This window comes from Glycomyces sp. NPDC048151, from assembly GCF_043202775.1.
Classification (GTDB): domain Bacteria; phylum Actinomycetota; class Actinomycetes; order Mycobacteriales; family Micromonosporaceae; genus Glycomyces.
Window position 1 is genome coordinate 389,795 of record NZ_JBIDBB010000006.1, and the last position, 19,413, is coordinate 409,207.

The following is a 19,413-nucleotide window of genomic DNA, read 5'->3' on the forward strand; positions in this document are numbered from 1 at the left end:
CTGGTGCGCACCGCCAACGGCGGCCCGGACCGGTCTGGTCCGGGCCGCCGGGCTCATACGGCGCGGGTGAGCCTGGCGAGCCCGGCCAGCGCCTCGGAGACGGCCACCGGGTCGAGGTCCGCCGGGGCCTCGACCCCGGAGAGGTACACGGCTTTCAGCGCCTGGTCGGGGTAGGCGTCCACACTGCCGACGTAGATGCCCGGGTCGAGGTCGACGTCGAGCGAGCCGCCGCCGGGCAGGCGGTAGGAGACGCCGGTGTCGACGCCGCCCTGGTACGCCCCCGACCTGTTCCAGCCGCGGCCGGTCATCCCGAGGATGCGGACGGTCGCGACGGCGACGCCTTCGAAGCGGGTGAGGCGGCCGGTCGCCAGCTCGTCGGCGGTGAGCGCGAACACCGGCCGGTTCATCTGCTCGAACGGCTGCAGGACCTCGTAGTCGGCGAGGAGCTCGGCCCAGGCCCGGACCGCGTCGGATCCGAGCAGGGCCGGGTGCGCCAGGCGCACCATGGATCCCGTCGCGGGCGTGAACGTCTCGTCGTCGGCGTCGCTGAAGGTGCCGTCCTCGGCGATCCGGAAGGCGGTGCGCGCGCCCGCGTGATCGGCGAGCCAGACGAGCCGCCGCGCGAGGTGCCCGCTCAGCGCGTGCTCGACGTAGTGCTCCCGGAATTCCGCGAGCGTCCACTCGCGGCCGTCGACCATGGCCGCTTCGAGCCGTTTGACGAGGTCGGCGGCGACCGTGCGCAGGTCCTTCTTCAACGCGGTGAAGCGTTCGTAGGCGTGGCCCGCGACCGCGGCGTCGTCGTTCTTGCCCGGCTTGGGCAGCGTCTTGCGCGGCTTGCCGTCGCCGTCGTGGACGAACGGCTTCAGCTGCTCGTCGAAGCGCACGGTGAACCGGCGCGGGCCGTAGTCGAGGACGAGCGCGGCCTCGTCGCCGAGCCCGAAGTCCGGCACGAGCCGGTCGGCGAGCTGCTCGGCGGTGAGCCCGAGGTTCGCGGCGATCGCGTCGATCTGGACCGTCGCCTCCCAGCGGATCGCGTCGAACTTCGCCTTCTCGGCGATGGACTGGACGGCGCGCATCGCGGTCTCGGTGCCGATCGCGCCGAGCACCTTGAGGCCCTTGACGGCCCGCTGGTGCTGGTTCTCGCCGGGCCATTTCGCGACGAGCGGCGCGAGGGTGCGCACGGTGTGGTCGTCGGCGAAGAGGGCGAGCTGCGTGAGCGCCCAGGTCTCGCCGGTGTGCGCGCCCGCCTGGAGCCACCGCTCGAACAGCGCGAGCGAGAAGCGGCTCAGCGAGGGGCGGTCGCAGGCCTCGGCCACGACCTCCACACCGGCGTAAGGGTATTCGGGGGTCGCGAGCGCCAGGACGGTGAGCAGGTGCTCGACCGCGCTCGGCGGCAGCGCGCGCTCGCCGCCGCGCAGCAGCACCTGCGGGAGCAGCGGCGGCGCGGCCCAGGCGGCCTGCTTGGGGATGGCGACGCCGACCGGGTCGAGCGGGTCGGCGTCCACGAGCGGTTCGAGCGCGGCGGCGGCCTCGTCGCCGTAGTGCTTCGCGGCCTCCCGCACGAGGTCGGCCCCGTGCCGGGCCACGAGGAACGCCAGCGCGGTCTCGGCGTGCTTGCGCAGGGTCCTGTCGGCGCCGAGGGCGTCGGGGACGAGGAGCACTGCGGCGTCGGCGGTGTGGCGGTCGAGCCAGGCGATCGCGGTGGCGCGCACGGATTTGAGGCGCACGAGCGCTTCGGCCATGTCGCGGGCGGCCTGCAGGTTCGCGATCGGCAGCGCGGCGTCGCGGCTCGTGACGTCGAAGGCCGCTCCCCGGGCGATCTCGACGGCGACGGTCGCCTCGTGGCGGGACAGGGCGCGTTTGAGCTCCCGGTGCCCCCAGTATCCGAAGGGGCCCCTGGCGTGCCAGCGGTCGGCGACCGGCGCGGCGATCGCCAGCGGCGCGTGCGCCAGCAGGCGCAGTCCGTACTCGGAGTCGAGTTTCCGCAGTTCGAGCCGGGCGGCGTCCTTGCGCCAGGTGTCCTCGCTGTAGGAGCTGAAGCTGTACCCGGCGTGCGCGAACTCCTCGCGTTCGCCTTCGGCCCAGACGACCCGGTTGACCGGGGGCGGCACGAGCCCTTCGAGGACGGTCCGCTTCCGCTTGGCGCGCTTGATGGTCCACGGCGGGGACGTCAGCAGCGGAGGCAGGTCGACCGGGTCGGCGTACGGCGCGCGGTCGTCCGAGCCGAACAGCGGCGCGACGACGGCCCGGGCCTCGGCGTCCAGGTGCGGTGCGGCCGCTTCGAGGGCCGGGTCGATCTGGAGGAGCATCGCGAGCCGCTGCCGCTTGGCGTCGCTCGCCCCGGGGATGCGGGCGGCCGCCGCGCGGAGCGTCCTGAGGGGGTAGTTCCCCGCGAACTCCGCCGCGGCGCTCATGACGTCGGGTTCGTGGAGCCGGTCAGCGAGGTAGGCCGCCACGTCGTCGGAGGGGAGCCCGACGAGCGCCTTGTGGAGCCTGCGCCGCCAGGCGACCGGGTGGGTCCGCTGCACGCTGTCGATGACGACGGGCGCGGCGGCGGCCCCGAGGCGGAACACGAGGTTCGCGAGCTCGGCCGTCTCGAGCCGGTACGCCGGGACCCGGAGCGGCCCGAGGTGCGCGAGCTGCGCCGGGGTCGTGACCGCCTGTGTGAGCAGCAGTTCGGTGCACTGCTGCGAAGGCCGGTGCCGCAGGTGCTCCTCGCAGACCTCGTCGGCCCAGTCGGCCTCGTCGGGGACGAGGAGGGTCACGGCGAGCCGTTCGGCGGGATTGCCGCGGCGGCGCGCCAGCGCTTCCAGGACGGCGGGGTAGTCCCCGGCGAGCGCGATGCGGTGGCGGAGGTCGGCGAGGAGCCCGTCGGGGACGCTGCGGTCCCAGCCGTTGCCGTTGAGGTGCATCTGCCGCAGGTGGACCTGCCCGCCGGGGTCCCGGCCGGAGTCGAGCGTGAAGAACACCGCGGCGGCCTCGGCGGCGAACGGGAGGCCGTGGTCGGCGATGAGCCGGTGGAACATGACGCGGGACCCGGTGTCCTTGGCGGCGATGAAGTCCGTGGTGTGCGGGCGGCCGCTCGACTTGTGGGCGACGACGGCCGTGGCGACGGCGGCGCCGACCGGGTCGACGGTCCCGTCGAGGAACGCGGTCCCCGCGGGCTTGAGGCGCTCGTGGAGCATGGCGTCGAGGACGGCGCGGGCCGCGACCGCGAATTCGGCGTAGAGGAGCGCGCCGCGTTCGTCCTCGATGGGGAGCTTCCGGGGCTTCCCGGCGGTCCGGGTCGGCTTCACGTGGCGGGCCCAGGCCTTCGGAAAATGGGCCTGATCTTCTTGGGGTGCAAGCGATGCCGTCATCTGCGTCCTTCGTGCGGCCGGGAATGTCGCAGCCGAGGATAAAGGTTCGGTGCGACATTCCCGTTCCGTCATGGTTTGGACACTAAGCGGTGAGGCGGGTGAGCGCCGCGAGGACCTCGGAGGCGGCGACCGGGTCGGTCACGGCGGGCACCGCGGACGCGGACCCGTCGCAGCGGTGGTCGGCGCGGAGCCTGACGCGCGTCACCGTCTGCACGGGGTGCTCGCTCACGTCGGCGACGTAGATGCCGGGGTCGAGCGTCACGGCGACGTAGCCGCCGGGCAGCTCGTAGTGGACGCCGGGCTGGAGGCCGCCGTCCCCGGGGGCGGCCCGCTCCCAGCCGCGCGCGGTCATGCCGAGGACGCGGCCGACTTCGACCCGGGCGCCTTCGAAGCGGGTGAGCCTCCCGTCGGCGAGTTCGGCGGCGGTGAACGCCATGACGGGGCGGCGCAGTTGCTCGAACGGCTGCAGGATCTCGTAGTCGGCGAAGCGCTCGGCCCAGGTGCCGAGGTCCGCGCCGAGGTGGACGGGGTGGGCGACGCGGACGCGCGCGTCCGGGGGCAGCGCGACCGCGTCGTCCTCGGCGTCGCTGAAGGTCCCGTCCTCGGCGATGCGGAACGCGAACCGGCCCTCGCCGGTCTCGGCGAGCCAGACGAGGCGGCGGGCGAGGTGCCCGGTGAGCGCGTGCTCGGCGAAGCAGCGGCGGAACTCGGCGGCGGACCAGTCGCGGCCGGTCAGCATGGCGGCCTCGACGCGGCGGACGAGGTCGGTGGCGACGCCGCGCAGCTCCTTCTTCAGCGCGGTGTAGCGCCGGTAGGACTCCTCGGCCGTCTCGGGGTCGTCCTTCGCGCCGGGCTTGGGCAGGCTCTTGCGGGCCTTGCCCGCGTCGTCGTGGACGAGCAGGCCGAGCCGTTCGTCGAAGCGGACGTGGAACCGCCTGGGCCCGTAGTCGAACACGAGCGCGTCCCGCTCGCCGAGCCCGAAGTCCGGCACGAGCCGGTCGGCGAGCTGGTCGCGGCTCAGCCCGAGGCTGTCGGCGATGCGGTCGGTCTGGCGGTGGGCCTCGGCGCTGAGCGCCGTGTACCCGACCTTGTCGGCGATGGTCTGGATGGCGCGCAGCGCCTCCTCGGTGCCGATGGCCCCCAGGACCTCCAGGCCCGCGACGGCGCGCTTGTGCTGGCCCTCGCCGGGCCATGCGCGGATGCGCCCGGCGAGCGCCCACACGGTCGCGTCGTCGGCGAAGTGGGTGAGCTGCGTGAGCGCCCACCCGTCCTTCGGGGGCCCGCCGACCGCCGCCCAGCGTTCGAACAGGGCCCGGCTGAAGCGGGTGAGCGAAGCGCGGTCGCAGGCGTCGGCGACGACCTGGACCCCCGGGTAGTCGTAGTCGGGAGTTCCCAACGCCAGCACGGTGATCAGGTGCGGGACAGCGGCCGCGGGGACGGCGCGTTCGCCGCCTTTCATGAGCACCTGCGGGAGGATCAGCGGGTCGGCCCAGTCCCCTGGCTTGGGGGCCTTGACTCTCGGTTCGAGCGGGCCGTAGTCGAGGAGGGCCGCGACCGCGTCGCGCGCTTCGGGACCGTGGGCGGCGGCCGCGTCCGCGACGGCCTCGTCGCCGTGGGCTTCGGCGAGGCGCAGGAGCGCGGCGACGGCGTTCGCGCGGCGTTCCCGGTCGGCGCCGAGCGCGTCGGGCACGAGGTGCGGCACGGCGGTCAGGCCGTGCCGTTCGAACCAGAGGGCCGCGATGTTGCGGGTGGTCGCGCGGCCCAGCCGGTGCGCGGCCGTCCGAGCGGCGGCCGTGCTCAGCACCGGTGTCAGGGCCAGGGTCAGTTCGGGATCCGCGGCGATCGCGGCGACGAGCCGGTCGGCGATCGGCAGCCCGAACCGCGCCATGATGCGCTTGACGTGGTAGACCGGCACGCTCGAACTCGTGTCGCCGTCCCACTGCTCGGCGAACGGGGCCGCGATCGCGTCAGGCGCGTACGCGAGGACGTCGGTGTCGTACGAGTCGAACCGGTGCTCGCGCTCGCGGCGGGCGGCCAGCTCCCGCCACTCCCGCTCGGTGCGCATGTCCGAGTAGTCGGGGTACGCCTCGGGTTCGCCCTCAGCCCAGACCAGGCGCGTCCCGCTCGGCGGCTCCAGCCCCGCGACCTGCTTCGCCTTGGGCCGCTTGCGGGTCCACGGCGGGGAGACGAGCAGCTGCGGCAGGGCGTCGGCGTCGGGGACGCGTCCGGAACCGGCGAGGAGGCCCGCGACGACCACGCGGTCGGCCTCCGCGAGGTGGACGTGGAGCGCCGGGTCCACGCGGTTCGCGAGGGCGGCGAGCCAGGGGCGCACGTCGGCGGAGGCGTCGGGGGCGAGGCGCGCGGCGGTGCGCAGGGCCCGCACGGGGAAGCGCGCGGCCGCAGTCTTCGCCGACTCCCACACGTGCGGCCGGTCGAGCCGCGCGAAGACCCGCGCGGTCGCGTCGTCGCCGGGCAGCATGGCGAGCGCCTTGTGCAGCTGCCTCGTGTAGTCGCCCGAGTAGTGGCGGGCGCTCTCCTCGGCGGCGAGAAGGAGGCCCGCCGCGTCGGCGCCGAGGCTCCCGAGCAGGACCATGAGGGTCTCGGCTTCCGCGATGTGCCAGTCGATGTCGGTGATCCCGGCGGCCGCGAGGTGTTCGGGGCGGCTCGCGGCGTGCATCACGACCAGGTCGCCCGAGCACCAGTGCCGGGCCTTGCCGTAGTCGGCGCAGGCCTCGAGGACCCACGCTTCCTCGGTCGGGAGCAGCAGCATCGCGGCGATCCGCTTCGCAGCGCTGTCGCGGTGCGCGGCGACGGCCGCGACGACCTCCGCGTACTCCTCGTCGGTCGCGGCGGCCAGGACCGCCCGCACCGCCGCGATCCCGCCGTGCGCCAGCTCGTGGGCGCAGGCCTCGGGGTGCTCGGTCTGGTATTCGGCGACGGTCCGCTTCGCGATGGCCTCGCCGCCGTAGTACCCGTCGGTGACCGGGGCGACGGCGAGGCGCTCGACGGCCGCCGTCACGGCGAACGGGAGGCCGTGCTCGCGGAGCCAGCAGTCGAACTCCGGACCCAGCCAGGACTCGCCCGCACGCCCCCGCCAGTCGATGGTCAGCGTCGCGACCGCCGCCGCGCCGCGCGGGTCGGGCTTCCCGCCGAGGTAGGCCTCCGCCGCCGCGGCGTACCAGGCGTTCCCGGGCGAGGCCAGCGCGGCCCGCAGCTTCGCCTCGCGGGCCACGACGCGCTGGCGGTGGCGCACGAGCGCCTCGGGGCCCGCGAGCGGAATCGGCGCTCCGGGCCTCCTGCCGCGCCACGGCAGCAGCCGCGCCTCCCAGGCGGCCGGGAGTTCGAGCTGGTCTTCCTGGGGTGCAACGTGATCGGTCATCGGAGCCCTTCGTGCGGAGTGTCGCCCACGACGATAGGCCCGCGGTGCGACACCCCGGGAACGCCGAAGGCCCGGCCGCGGGCCGGGCCTTCGCGCGCAGTCCTACATGAGGAAGGAGTCGACCGCCAGCGTCAGGAACAGCAGCGTCAGGTAGCTGGTGGACCAGTGGAACAGGCGCATCGGCTTGGGGTCCTCGCCGCGGTTGACGCGGCCGAGGAGCTTGTGGCACTCCCACACGAACAGGCCGCCCGCGACGACGGCGACGGCGCCGTAGAGCCAGGTCGCGCCGAGCGGGACGGCGACGAGTGAGACGGCGAGCATCGCCCAGCCGTAGACCACGGACTCGATGGCGACGCGGCGGGCGGGGGCGACGACCGGGAGCATCGGGATGCCCGCGGCGGCGTAGTCGTCCTTGAACTTCATGGCGAGCACGTAGAAGTGCGGGGGCTGCCACAGGAAGACGACGGCGAACAGGACCCAGGCCATCCACGACATGTGGCCGGTGACGGCCGCCCAGCCGATGAGGACGGGCGCCGCGCCGCACGCGCCGCCCCAGACGGTGTTGTAGGGGGTGGTGCGCTTGAGCCAGATCGTGTAGACGACGTCGTAGTAGACGATGGCGCCGAAGGTGAGGAGCGCGGCGAGCCAGTTGACGAGCAGGCCCATGCCGAGGACCGCGATCGCGCCGATGACGAGACCGAAGACCAGGGCGTTGCGCGGCGGGATCTGGTGCTTGGCGAGCGGGCGCCGCGAGGTGCGGGCCATGAGCTGGTCGATGTCGCGGTCGATGTAGCAGTTGATCGCGTTCGCGGACCCGGCGGCGAGGGCGCCGCCGATGAGGGTCGCGAGGACCGCGGTGAGGGACGGCAGGCCGTCGTACTCCATGCGGGCGGCGACGAGCATCGCCGGGATCGTGGTGATGAGGAGCAGCTCGACGATGCGCGGCTTCGTCAGGGAGACATAGGCTCCGATGAGCGTCCGGAGGTCCGGTCGGGCCGGGGTCCCGTCGCCGGGCGCGGGCAGTTCGATTCGCTTGCGGGCCTGGGGCCGGGGGCGGTCGGCCAGGGCGCGGGTCGGGTCCTCGTTCATCACCGCTCACCATACGGGCCGTGAGGAGGTGACCTGGGCCTGGGTCCGGGCCCCCTACCTGGGCGTTTCCGGTGGGAGGATTGCTCGTGGGCGGGTTCACAACCCGCGAAATTCCGCCCTCCGAGAGACTGCGCATAAAGTTCAGCCTGTGTAGGTAGGGTCAGAAGGCACACGTCAACGGCCCAAATACGACGAGTATCAAGGAGTATCCCAGTGGCACAGTTCGAGTGGACCGAGCTCGACCAGAAGGCGGTCGACACGGCGCGGCTCCTCGCCGCCGACGCGGTGGAGAAGGCCGGCAACGGGCACCCCGGTACCGCCATGAGCCTGGCCCCGGTCGCGCACACCCTGTTCCAGAAGGTCATGCGCCACGACCCGAGCGAACCCGACTGGGAAGGCCGCGACCGCTTCGTGCTCTCGTGCGGCCACTCCAGCCTGACGCTGTACGTGCAGCTGTACCTCCAGGGCTACGGCCTGGAGCTTGAGGACCTGCAGAACCTGCGCCAGTGGGGGTCGCTGACCCCGGGGCACCCCGAGGTGGGGCACACCGCGGGCGTTGAGACCACCACCGGGCCGCTCGGCCAGGGCCTGGCGACCGCCGTGGGCATGGCGATGGCCGCCCGCCGCGAGCGCGGCCTGTTCGACCCCGAACCGGCCGTGGGCGAGAGCCTGTTCGACCACTTCGTGTACGTCATCGCCTCCGACGGCGACATCGAGGAGGGCGTGACGCACGAGGCCTCCGCGATCGCGGGCGTGCAGGAGCTGGGCAACCTCGTCGTCGTCTACGACGACAACGAGATCTCCATCGAGGACGACACCAAGATCGCCCTCGGCGAGGACGTCGCCAAGCGCTACGAGGCGTACGGCTGGCACGTCCAGACCGTCGACTGGAAAGACGGCGACGAGTACAAGGAGGACCCGAAGGCCCTCTTCCACGCGATCGAGAAGGCCAAGGCCGTCACCGACAAGCCTTCGCTGATCCGCCTGAAGACGATCATCGGCTGGCCCGCGCCGAAGAAGCAGAACTCCTACGCCGCGCACGGCTCCGCCCTGGGCGCCGCCGAGATCGCCGCGACCAAGGAGATCCTGGGCTTCCCGGCCGACAAGTCGTTCTACGTCGCTGAGGACGTGCTCGCGTACACGCGCGGCTCGGTCCAGCGCGGCCAGGACGAGCGCTCGGCGTGGCTGACGGAGTTCAACAACTGGGCCGCCGAGAACCCCGAGAACAAGAAGCTCCACGACCGCCTGTGGGCGGGCGAGTTCCCCGAGGGCTTCGAGGACGCGTTCCCCGAGTTCGAGGCGTCCGAGAAGGGCGTCGCGACCCGTTCGGCTTCGGGCAAGGTCCTGTCCGCGCTCGCGCCGGTCCTGCCGGAGCTGTGGGGCGGCTCGGCCGACCTCGCGGGCTCGAACAACACCACGATGGACGGCGAGCCGTCGTTCCTGCCGCTGTCGCGCCAGACCAAGGCGTACCCGGGCAACCCGTACGGCCGGACCCTCCACTTCGGCATCCGCGAGTTCGCGATGGGCACGATCCTCAACGGCATCAAGCTGCACGGCCCGACCCGCCCGTACGGCGGCACGTTCCTCGTGTTCTCCGACTACATGCGCGGCGCGGTCCGCCTCGCGGCCCTCATGAAGACCCCCGTGGTCTACGTGTGGACGCACGACTCGATCGGCCTCGGCGAGGACGGCCCGACCCACCAGCCGGTCGAGCACCTCGCGTCCCTGCGCGCGATCCCGGGCCTGGACGTCATCCGCCCCGGCGACGCCAACGAGACCGCCGTGGTCTGGAAGACCCTCCTGGGCAAGACCGACCGCCCGGCCGCGCTGGCGCTGACCCGCCAGAACATCCCGGTCTACGACCGCACGAAGTTCGCTTCGGCCGAGGGCGCCGCGAAGGGCGCGTACACGCTGCTCGACACCGACGGCACCCCCGACGTGATCCTCATGGGCTCCGGCTCCGAGGTGCAGCTCGCCGTCCAGGCCGCCGAGGCCCTGGCGGGCGAGGGCGTCAAGGCCCGCGTCGTGTCCGTCCCGTCGATCGAGTGGTTCGACGAGCAGGACGAGGACTACCGCGAGTCGGTGCTGCCCAAGGCGGTCAAGGCCCGCGTGTCCGTCGAGGCGGGCATCGCCCTGTCCTGGCGCGACCTCGTCGGTGACGCAGGAGTCAGCGTCTCCCTGGAACACTTCGGTGCCTCCGCGCCGTTCGAGAAGCTGTACGAGGAATTCGGGATCACCGCCGCCGCCGTGGCGGACGCGGCCCGCTCCTCCATCAAGAAGGCACAGCAGTAGCAACGTCGAAGAACTAGCTGGAAAGCTGGAGGAACACCGATGAGCGCGAACGAGAACCTCGCCGGACTGTCGGCGGCGGGAGTGTCCGTCTGGTTGGACGACATCTCGCGTGAACGCCTGGAGACGGGCAACCTGAAGGACCTCATCGCCGGGTCGTCCGTAGCGGGCGTCACCTCGAACCCGTCCATTTTCGCCGCGGCCCTGGCCAAGGGCAGCGGCTACGACGAGCAGATCGCCGATCTCGCGGTCCGCAAAGTGAGCGTCGATGAGGCCGCTCGCGCCATCACCACCTTCGACATCCGCTGGGCCGCGGACGTCCTGGCCCCGGTCTTCGCGACCACCGGGGGCCAGGACGGCCGCGTGTCCATCGAGGTCGACCCGCGCCTCGCCCACGAGACGCAGGCGACCATCGCCGAGGCCAAGGCCCTGTGGTGGGCCGTGGACCGGCCGAACACGATGATCAAGATCCCCGCCACCCGCGCCGGGCTCCCGGCCATCACGGCGACGATCGCGGCGGGCATCAGCGTCAACGTGACGCTGATCTTCTCGCTCGAGCGCTACCGCGAGGTCATGGACGCGTACATGGCGGGCCTGGAGTCGGCGAAGGCCGCCGGGCACGACCTGTCGCAGATCCGCTCCGTCGCGTCCTTCTTCGTGTCCCGTGTGGACTCCGAGATCGACAAGCGGCTCGACGGCGTAGGCACCGACGAGGCCCTGGCCCTCAAGGGCAAGGCCGCGATCGCCAACGCCCGCTTGGCGTACCAGGAGTTCGAGAACGCCTTCGCATCGCCGCGCTGGGAGGCCCTCGCGGCCGCCGGGGCCGTCCCGCAGCGCCCGCTGTGGGCGTCCACCTCCGTCAAGAGCCCCGACTACCGCGACGTCATGTACGTCGAGGACCTCATCGCGCCCGGCACCGTCAACACGATGCCCGAAGGCACCATGAAGGACTTCGCCGACCACGGCGAGGTCGAGGCCGACACGGTCCGCCCGTTCTACGCCGAGGCCGCCGCCCTCATGCTCGACCTCGAGCGCGTCGGGATCGACTACGCCGACGTCGTCCAGGTGCTGGAGGACGAGGGCGTGGAGAAGTTCATCGTCAGCTGGAAGCAGCTTCTCGACCAGATCGAATCCAAGCTCAGTGAGAGCGGAGAATAAGAAGTGAGCGATCCGATGGGCAAGATGGAAGCAGCAGGCGGACTCGCGGTGACCACCGGCGTCGACGTGAACGCCGCCGTGGAACGGCTCAGGACCGAGGGCATCCCGGCCAAGGTCGCCGCCAAGGACGCCACCCTGTGGGGCCCCGAGGCCGAAGCAGAGGCCGCGATCCGGCTCGGCTGGGTCGACACGTTCGTGAAGTCCAAGGAGCTCCTCGCACCGCTCGCGAAGCTCCGCGCCGAACTGAACGAGCAGGGCGTCGACCACATCGCCCTCGCGGGCATGGGCGGCTCCTCGCTCGCCCCCGAGGTCATCTCCCGCACCCTGGACCTGGGGATCTCGATCCTCGACACCACCGACCCCGGCCAGATCGCGGCCGAGCTCGGCGAAGACGTGCTGCGGCGCACCGCCGTCGTCGTGTCCTCCAAGTCCGGGTCCACCGTGGAGACCGACTCCCAGCGCCGCGCCTTCGAGAAGGCGTTCGAGGGCGTCGGGATCAAGGAGCACGCGAACCGCTTCGTGTTCGTCACCGACCCCGGCTCCGCGCTCGAGGCGCTCGCGACCGAGCAGGGCTCCCACCTGTTCCTCGCCGACGCCACCGTGGGCGGGCGCTACTCGGCGCTCACCGCGTTCGGGCTCGTCCCGACCGCGCTCGCGGGCGCCGACGTCGCCGAGCTCATCGACCAGGCCGAGGCCTTCGCGGCCACCATCGGCAGCGACGGGGACGACCCGGCGGTCGTGCTCGGCGCGGTCATCGCCGCGAAGCCGACGATCACCATCGCCGACGACGGCACCGGCGTCGTCGGCCTGGGCGACTGGGCCGAGCAGCTCATCGCCGAGTCCCTCGGCAAGGACGGCAAGGGCACGCTCCCGGTCGTCCTCGAAGGACCCGCCGCGCCGGGCGCGCGCGGCTCCGACCGCGTGTACGCCACCGTCGGGGGCTCCTCGACGGGCCTGCCGTCCTCCGGCTCGGCGCTGGCCATGCCCGACGTGGTCGTCAACGGCCCCCTGGGCGCCCAGTTCCTCGCCTGGGAACTCGCGACCGCGTACGCGGGCTACCTGATCGGCATCGACCCGTTCAACCAGCCCAACGTGACCGAGTCGAAGAACAACACCAACCGCATCCTCGCCGACGGCCTCCCCGAGGAGCGCCCGCACGCCGTGGACGGCGCGGTGGAGATCTACGGCTCGCACTCGACCACGGTCGCGGGCGCGCTGGGCGAGCTGCTCACCAACGCCGACAACGACACCGCGTACATCGCCGTCATGGCCTACCTGGACCGGATCGACGACGCCGAGGTGGCGAAGCTCCGGGCCGAGCTGGCCGAGCGCACGGGCGCGCCCGTCACGTGGGGCTGGGGACCGCGGTTCCTGCACTCCACCGGCCAGTTCCACAAGGGCGGCCGCCAGACCGGTGTGTTCCTGCAGCTCACCGGCGCATCCGCCGAGGACCTGGACATCCCGGGCCGCGACTACACGTTCGCCGGGCTCCAGGCCGCGCAGGCCGCCGGGGACCGCCAGGCCCTCGAATCGCGCGAGCGCCCGCTCGTGCGCCTGCACCTGACCGACCGCAAGCGCGGCGTCAACCAGCTGCTCCACGCCGTGAGGGAGCTGAGCTAGATGGGCGAGACCCTGCACACCACCAACCCGCTCCGGGACCCCGCCGACCGGCGGCTCCCGCGGATCCCCGAGCCGTGCGCCCTCGTGATCTTCGGCGTCACCGGCGACCTCGCCAAGAAGAAGCTGATCCCGGCGGTCTACGACCTCGCCAACCGGGGCCTGCTCCCGGCGTCCTTCGTCATCGTCGGGTTCGCCCGCCGCGACTGGGGCGACGAGACCTTCGAGGAGATGGCCCGCGACGCGGCCAAGTCCCACGCCCGCACGCCGTGGCGCGAAGAGGTCTGGGCCCGCCTGGCCGGCAACTTCAAGTTCGTGCCCGGCGCGTTCGACGACGACGAGGCCTTCAACCGCCTCGACGCGACCGTCGACGAGCTGCGCATCTCGCACGGCATCGTCGGCAACGCCGCGATGTACTTCTCGATCCCGCCGCTGGCGTTCCCGACGGTGCTGAAGCAGCTCAAGCGCACCGGCATGTCGGACAACCGCCAGGACGGCGGCGGCTGGCGCCGCGTCGTGGTCGAGAAGCCGTTCGGCGAGGACCGCGAGTCCGCGAAGGCGCTCAACAGCCTCGTCGACGAGGTGTTCACCGCCGAAGACGTGTTCCGCATCGACCACTACCTCGGCAAGGAGACGGTGCAGAACATCTTCGCGCTGCGCTTCGCGAACGCCATGTTCGAGCCGATCTGGAACTCCAACTACGTCGACCACGTCCAGATCACCATGGCCGAGGACGTCGGCATCGGCTCCCGCGCCGGGTTCTACGACGACAACGGCGCGGCCCGCGACGTCCTCCAGAACCACGTGCTGCAGCTCCTGGCCATCGCGGCCATGGAGCAGCCCAACGGGTTCGAGGCCGAGGAGATCCGCACCGAGAAGCTGAAGGTCCTGCGGGCCATCAAGCTCCACGACGACCTGGAGGCCACCGCCATCCGCGGCCAGTACGCGGACGGCTGGGTCCAGGGGCAGCCCGTCAAGGGCTACCTCGCGGAGGACAACATCCCGCCGCACTCGACCACCGAGACCTACGCGGCGGTCCAGATCGGCATCCAGAACCGGCGCTGGAACGGCGTCCCGTTCTACCTGCGCACCGGCAAGCGGCTCCCCAAGCGGGTCACCGAGATCGCGGTGGTCTTCAAGGAGGCCCCGCACATGCCCTTCGCCGACTACGACACCAAGACGCTCGGCAACAACCAGCTGGTCATCCGCGTCCAGCCGGACGAGGGCATCACGGTGAAGTTCGGCTCGAAGGTCCCCGGCACCGGCATGGAGCTGCGGGACATCTCGATGGGCTTCGGCTACGGCGAGACCTTCACCGAGTCCAGCCCCGAGGCCTACGAGCGCCTCATCCTGGACGTGCTCCTGGGCGACAAGACCCTGTTCCCCGACGCGCAGGAAGTCGACGCCTCCTGGGCCGTCGTCGACCCGCTCGAGGAGTACTGGGCCACCACCAAGCCCGAACCGTACGAGTCCGGCACGTGGGGCCCCACGGGCGCAGACATCATGCTGCAATCGTCCGGCCGCCGCTGGCGCCGGGCGTAGAAGGAGTCCTGACATGCATCTGAAGGACACCACGACCGGCGACATCATGAAGACGCTGTCGAAGCTGCTCCACGAGGTCGGGGGCGCCTCCGGGCTCGCCCTCAACCTGGTCGCGCTGACCACCGAGGACGAGCGCGAAGAGGTCGAGAAGGCCGCTTCGTTCGCCGCGCAGGAGCACCCGTACCGGCTCATCATGGCGATCCCGCGCGACCTCGAGGCGACCGAGCCGCGCATCGACGCCGAAGTGACCGTGGGCGAGCGGCTCGGCTCCGCCGAGGCGATCATCCTGCGCCTCGACGGCCCCGCCGCCTCCCACCTGACCTCGATCGTCCTGCCCATGCTGGCCTCGGACATCCCGGTCGTCACCTGGTGGCTGCTCGACCCCGTCCGCTACGGGCTGGAGCAGGAGCTGCGGAGCTTCGCGGACCGCCGCATCACCTACTCGGCCCGCGCGGCCGACCCGGTGGCGTCGCTCTACCGCCGCGCCGAGTCCTACGCGGCCGGCGACACCGACATCTGCTGGACCCGGATCAGCCTGTGGCGCTCGCTCATCGCCAGCGCCTTCGACGGGGTGACCCACGCGGTCGAGAAGATCACCGTCAAGGCGGCCGAGGACGACCCGTCGGCGCAGCTCATGGCCGCGTGGCTGCACACGCGCCTGGGCGTCGCCCCGGAGATCGTCGACACCGAGGTGGAGCGCAACTCCGAGCACCTGCCCGCGATCGCCTCCGTGGCGTTCACGATGGCCGGAGGCGAGACCATGGAGGTCGAGCGGAAGGCCGACGGCTCCACGGTGCTGCGCCAGGCGGGGCTGCCGAAGCGCCGCCAGTCGCTGCAGGGCCGCACGCTGGGCCAGCTGCTCGCCGAGGAGCTGCGGCACATCGACCCCGACACCGCGTACCGGAAGGTGCTCGACACCTTCCAGGAGCACTACGCGGCCGAGCGGGCGATCGTATGAGCCGCTCGGGTGCGGTGATCGTCCACAACGACGCCGACGTGCTCGCGGAGGCGGTGGCGGCGCGGCTGCTCAACCGGCTCGCGGACGCGCAGGCGCACCGGGGTGAGGCGTCGATCGTCCTGACGGGCGGGCGGATCGCGGCGAAGGTGTACCAGAACATCCTCGGTTCGCCGATCCGCACGGTCGTGGACTGGTCGAAGGTCGACTTCTGGTGGGGCGACGAGCGGTTCCTGCCTTCGGGCGACCCGGAGCGGAACGAGACGCAGGCGCGGGAGGCGTTCCTGGACCACCTGCCGGTGGACCCGAAGCGCGTGCACCCGATGGCCGCCGAGGACGAGGTCGCCTCGCCTGAGGACGCCTCGTTCCTGTACCGCGAGGAGCTGGCTCGGGCCGCGGGCGGCGAAGGCGTCCCGGCGTTCGACCTGCTGCTGCTGGGCATCGGCGAGGACGGGCACGTCGCGTCGCTGTTCCCGGGGAACCCGGCCTTGCTGTCCACGGTGTCGGTGGTGGGGGTGCGCAACTCCCCCAAGCCGCCGTCGGAGCGCGTCTCGCTGACGCTGCCGGCGATCAACTCCGCTACGGCGGCGTGGATCATCGCCTCCGGTGAAGGCAAGGCCGAGGCGGTCGATGAGGCGCTGTCGAAGGGCGAGCTTCCGGCGGGCCGCGTGAAGGCGGTGGGCCACACCAGGTGGCTCATCGACAAGGACGCGGCGTCGCACCTGAAGCACCTGGAGTTCTAGGCAAGACGCGAGGGCCCGGACCATTCGGTCCGGGCCCTTCGTCGTGTCGGCGCACCGCCCAACCTCGCGGTGCGCCGGCGTGTCTCAGAAGAGTGAGCGTTCGCCGCGGGCGGCGGCGCGGGCGGCGAGGGCTTCGGCGAGGAGGTCTTCGGCCTCCTCCTCGCTGCGGCGCTCGCGCACGTAGGTGAGGTGGGACTTGTACGGCTTGGCGGTGCGGCGTTCCGGGGGGTTGTCCTGGTCGGGGCTGGCGGGCCAGCCGCAGCAGGTGCAGTCCCACTCCTGCGGGACTTCGACGTAGAGCGCGAACGACAGTGCGGTCTCGTGTCCGTTGGCGCACCAGTACTTGATGTTCTGGCGGGGCACCGGCTCGCCTCGTTCCGAGTGGAGGCCCGGGGTCGCGCCTATGCGAGTGCCGCGGATGGCCTGTCCGTTGGACATATGTGTGATCGCTCCTCACAGTCGGGGGATCTTCTGTGGCTGTCGACCGGACACGGCCGCGGAGAGGAGCGTGCGGGAAGGGACCGCGCGACCCCTGAACGTCGCCGTGGAGTCACCGGTCGGAGCGGCTGGGGCACCGCCCTCAGCAATTCTATGACGTAAAGCACACACTGTAAAGACTATGGCGAAATGGTTTCACGTAAAGGCAGGAGCCGCGCACTCACGCACGGCCCCTTGACGAATCGCTCCGTCCCTAGGAGATCCGCAGGACGATCTTGCCGCGGGTCCGGCCGGTCCGGCTCGCGCGCCACGCCGCGGGAGCGCAGCGGCCCCCGGAGCCGAAGCTCCGGGGGCCGCTGTCGAAGGCTGTGGCGCTACACGAGGGTGCGCAGCAGGAGGCCGAAGGCCACAATGCAGGCGAACCAGATGACGCCCACGCCGATCGTGATGCGGGTGAGGTTCTTCTCCGCGACCGAGGAGCCCGAGGCCACCGAGGACATGCCGCCGCCGAACATGCTCGACAGACCGCCGCCCTTGCCCTTGTGCAGCAGCACCATGAGGATCAGGACCGCGCTGGAGAGCAGCAGCAGGATCATCAGGGAGTAGCTCAGAACCGTAATCATCGGTTATCGGGTGTCCTCTCAGCAATCGCAGCCCGTTATGGGGCGCGGGCCGCGTCCGAGTCTAGCGGAATGCGATACACGTCCGGCGATCAGTGTCATGTCGACATGACACCCACTGGGTGCCGGTGTCATCTTCACATGACACTCGTAGGACGAAAGGAGCCGCCGCACAACGCTGTGCGGCGGCCCTGACTGCGGCCCGCAGCGCTCAGCTCGATGCGCTGCGGGCGATTTGGTACTACGCTCCGGCGTGCTCGGGGAAGCGCACGATCTTGGCGAACTCTTCAGCGTCGAGGCTCGCGCCGCCCACGAGGGCGCCGTCGATGTCGGGCTTGGCCATGATCTGGGCGACGTTCGAGGACTTCACCGAACCGCCGTAGAGGATGCGAACCCGCTCCGCCACAGCGCCGAACTTCTCGCCGAGGGCCTGGCGCAGCGCACCGATGACCTCTTGGGCGTCCTCGGCGGAGGCCGTGCGGCCCGTGCCGATGGCCCAGACGGGCTCGTAGGCCACGACGACCTTGGCGAGCTCTTCCTCGTTGAGGCCGTCGACGGCCGCGATCAGCTGGCTGACGGAGTGCGCGATGTGGTTGCCCGCCTCGCGCACGTCCAGGGCCTCGCCGACGCAGAGGATCGGGCTGATGCCGTTGTTGAGGGCCTGGCGGACCTTCGCGGCCACCAGCTCGTCGCCCTCTTCGTGGTACTGGCGGCGCTCGGAGTGGCCGACGGCCACGTACGAGCAGCCCAGCTTCGCGAGCATCGAGCCGGCGATCTCGCCGGTGTACGCACCGGACGGGTGCGCCGACAGGTCCTGCGCGCCGAAGCCGATGACGAGCTTGTCGCCGTCGACGAGCGTCTGCACGGAGCGGATGTCGACGAACGGCGGCAGGACGACGGTCTCGACCGCTTCGAGCTGCTCGCGGGTGAGGCTGAAGGCCAGCTTCTGCACCAGCGCGATCGCTTCGAGGTGGTTGAGGTTCATCTTCCAGTTGCCGGCGATGAGCGGCTTGCGGGTCTCAGTCATCTAATTCTCCAGTGCGTCCAGGCCGGGCAGGGTCTTGCCCTCGAGGTATTCGAGGGAAGCGCCGCCGCCGGTCGAGATGTGCCCGAAGCCGTCCTCGGGCAGGCCGAGGGTGCGGACCGCGGCGGCGGAGTCGCCGCCGCCGACCACCGAGAACGCCTCGGAGTCCACCAGCGCCTGCGCCACGGTACGCGTACCGGCGGCGTAGTCGGGGAACTCGAAGACGCCCATGGGGCCGTTCCAGAACACGGTCTTGGCTCCGGCGATCCGGTCGGCGAAGAGCTTCGCGGACTCGGGGCCGATGTCGAGGCCCATGCGGTCGGCCGGGATCGCGTCCACGCCCACGGTGAGCGGCTCGGCGTCGGCGGCGAACTCGGCGGCTGTGGTCGTGTCGACCGGCAGCAGCAGTTCGACGCCGAGCTTCGCGGCCCGGTCGAGGTAGTTCTTGCAGGTCTCGATCTGGTCCTTCTCGAGCAGCGACGAACCGACCTCGAAGCCCTGGGCCGCGAGGAACGTGAACATCATGCCGCCGCCGACGATGAGCGTGTCGACCTTGTCGAGCAGGTTGTCGATGACCGCGAGCTTGTCGGAGACCTTCGCGCCGCCGAGGATGACGACGTACGGCTGCTCGGGCTTGCCGGTGAGCTTCGAGAGGACCTCGACCTCTTTGGCGATCAGCCAGCCCGCGTAGTGCGGGAGCAGCTGCGCGACGTCGTAGACGGAGGCGTGCTTGCGGTGCACGGCGCCGAAGGCGTCGTCCACGTACACGTCGCCGAACGCGGCCAGCTGGCCGGCGAACTCGGCCCGCTGGGTGTCGTCCTTGCTGGTCTCGCCCTTGTTGAAGCGCAGGTTCTCCAGCAGGAGGACGTCGCCGTCGCCCTGGGCGACGGCCTTGCCCTCAGCGTCCGTCCCGACGGTGTCGGACGCGAAGGCGACTTCGCGGCCGAGGACCTCGCCGAGGCGCTGGGCCACGGGGGCCAGCGAGAAGGCGGGGTCGGGCTCGCCCTTGGGGCGGCCCAGGTGCGAGCACACCACGACGCGGGCGCCGGCTTCGGCCAGCGCCTTGACGGTGGGCGCGACGGCGCGGATGCGGCCGTCGTCGGTGATGTTCTTCCCGTCGAGAGGCACGTTGAGGTCGGCGCGTACGAGTACGCGCCGACCCGAGACGCCCTCCTGCAGGAGTTCGTCGAGCGTCTGCAT

13 protein-coding genes are annotated in these 19,413 nt (G+C 71.6%); 6 read left to right on the forward strand and 7 right to left on the reverse strand.

Annotated elements, in window-relative coordinates; all coding sequences use genetic code 11:
* Positions 1-53: 53 nt before the first annotated feature.
* The 3 genes from ACGGCP_RS16935 to ACGGCP_RS16945 form a co-directional block, all read right to left on the reverse strand.
* Positions 54-3,359, reverse strand: coding sequence for a DUF4132 domain-containing protein (locus ACGGCP_RS16935; RefSeq protein ID WP_392967060.1), 3,306 nt, complete (start codon positions 3,357-3,359; stop codon positions 54-56).
* 82 nt (positions 3,360-3,441) lie between these two features.
* Entirely contained in the window at positions 3,442-6,738 is a 3,297-nt protein-coding gene (locus ACGGCP_RS16940; RefSeq protein WP_392967062.1) for a DUF4132 domain-containing protein, read from the reverse strand.
* A gap of 102 nt (positions 6,739-6,840) precedes the next feature.
* Positions 6,841-7,827, reverse strand: a complete 987-nt coding sequence (locus ACGGCP_RS16945) for a heme o synthase (protein WP_392967064.1) — start codon at positions 7,825-7,827, stop codon at positions 6,841-6,843.
* 213 nt (positions 7,828-8,040) lie between these two features.
* Between ACGGCP_RS16945 and tkt the strand changes: the two genes are divergently transcribed.
* Genes tkt through pgl form a run of 6 tightly spaced genes read left to right on the forward strand, consistent with a single transcriptional unit; the run spans position 8,041 to position 16,131 of the window.
* Complete coding sequence (gene tkt / locus ACGGCP_RS16950; protein ID WP_392967066.1) at positions 8,041-10,119, forward strand: transketolase; 2,079 nt, start codon at positions 8,041-8,043, stop codon at positions 10,117-10,119.
* A 39-nt stretch (positions 10,120-10,158) separates the two neighbouring features.
* On the forward strand, positions 10,159-11,274 hold the full coding sequence (gene tal / locus ACGGCP_RS16955) for a transaldolase (protein WP_392967068.1): 1,116 nt from the start codon (positions 10,159-10,161) through the stop codon (positions 11,272-11,274).
* Between the two features lie 3 nt (positions 11,275-11,277).
* The gene (locus ACGGCP_RS16960) at positions 11,278-12,894 is read left to right on the forward strand and encodes a glucose-6-phosphate isomerase (RefSeq protein ID WP_392967070.1); all 1,617 of its coding nucleotides are present in this window, start codon (positions 11,278-11,280) and stop codon (positions 12,892-12,894) included.
* A complete protein-coding gene (zwf, locus tag ACGGCP_RS16965; protein ID WP_392967072.1) occupies positions 12,895-14,433 on the forward strand; it encodes a glucose-6-phosphate dehydrogenase in 1,539 nt (512 codons plus the stop codon).
* A 13-nt stretch (positions 14,434-14,446) separates the two neighbouring features.
* On the forward strand, positions 14,447-15,391 hold the full coding sequence (locus ACGGCP_RS16970; RefSeq protein WP_392967074.1) for a glucose-6-phosphate dehydrogenase assembly protein OpcA: 945 nt from the start codon (positions 14,447-14,449) through the stop codon (positions 15,389-15,391).
* Positions 15,388-16,131, forward strand: coding sequence for a 6-phosphogluconolactonase (pgl, locus tag ACGGCP_RS16975; protein ID WP_392967076.1), 744 nt, complete (start codon positions 15,388-15,390; stop codon positions 16,129-16,131). The genes ACGGCP_RS16970 and pgl overlap by 4 nt, the downstream gene beginning before the upstream one ends.
* 84 nt (positions 16,132-16,215) lie before the next feature.
* On the opposite strand, the gene ACGGCP_RS16980 is transcribed toward pgl, so the two are convergent.
* From ACGGCP_RS16980 to ACGGCP_RS16995, 4 genes are all read right to left on the reverse strand, one after another.
* The gene (locus ACGGCP_RS16980) at positions 16,216-16,569 is read right to left on the reverse strand and encodes an RNA polymerase-binding protein RbpA (protein ID WP_392967078.1); all 354 of its coding nucleotides are present in this window, start codon (positions 16,567-16,569) and stop codon (positions 16,216-16,218) included.
* Between the two features lie 374 nt (positions 16,570-16,943).
* A complete protein-coding gene (gene secG / locus ACGGCP_RS16985; RefSeq protein WP_392967080.1) occupies positions 16,944-17,192 on the reverse strand; it encodes a preprotein translocase subunit SecG in 249 nt (82 codons plus the stop codon).
* Positions 17,193-17,430: 238 nt separating this feature from the next.
* Positions 17,431-18,216, reverse strand: coding sequence for a triose-phosphate isomerase (gene tpiA / locus ACGGCP_RS16990; RefSeq protein WP_392967082.1), 786 nt, complete (start codon positions 18,214-18,216; stop codon positions 17,431-17,433).
* Positions 18,217-19,413 carry a phosphoglycerate kinase gene (locus ACGGCP_RS16995; RefSeq protein WP_392967084.1) on the reverse strand — a complete coding sequence of 399 codons (1,197 nt, stop codon included), beginning with the start codon at positions 19,411-19,413 and terminating at the stop codon, positions 18,217-18,219. It abuts the gene before it with no gap.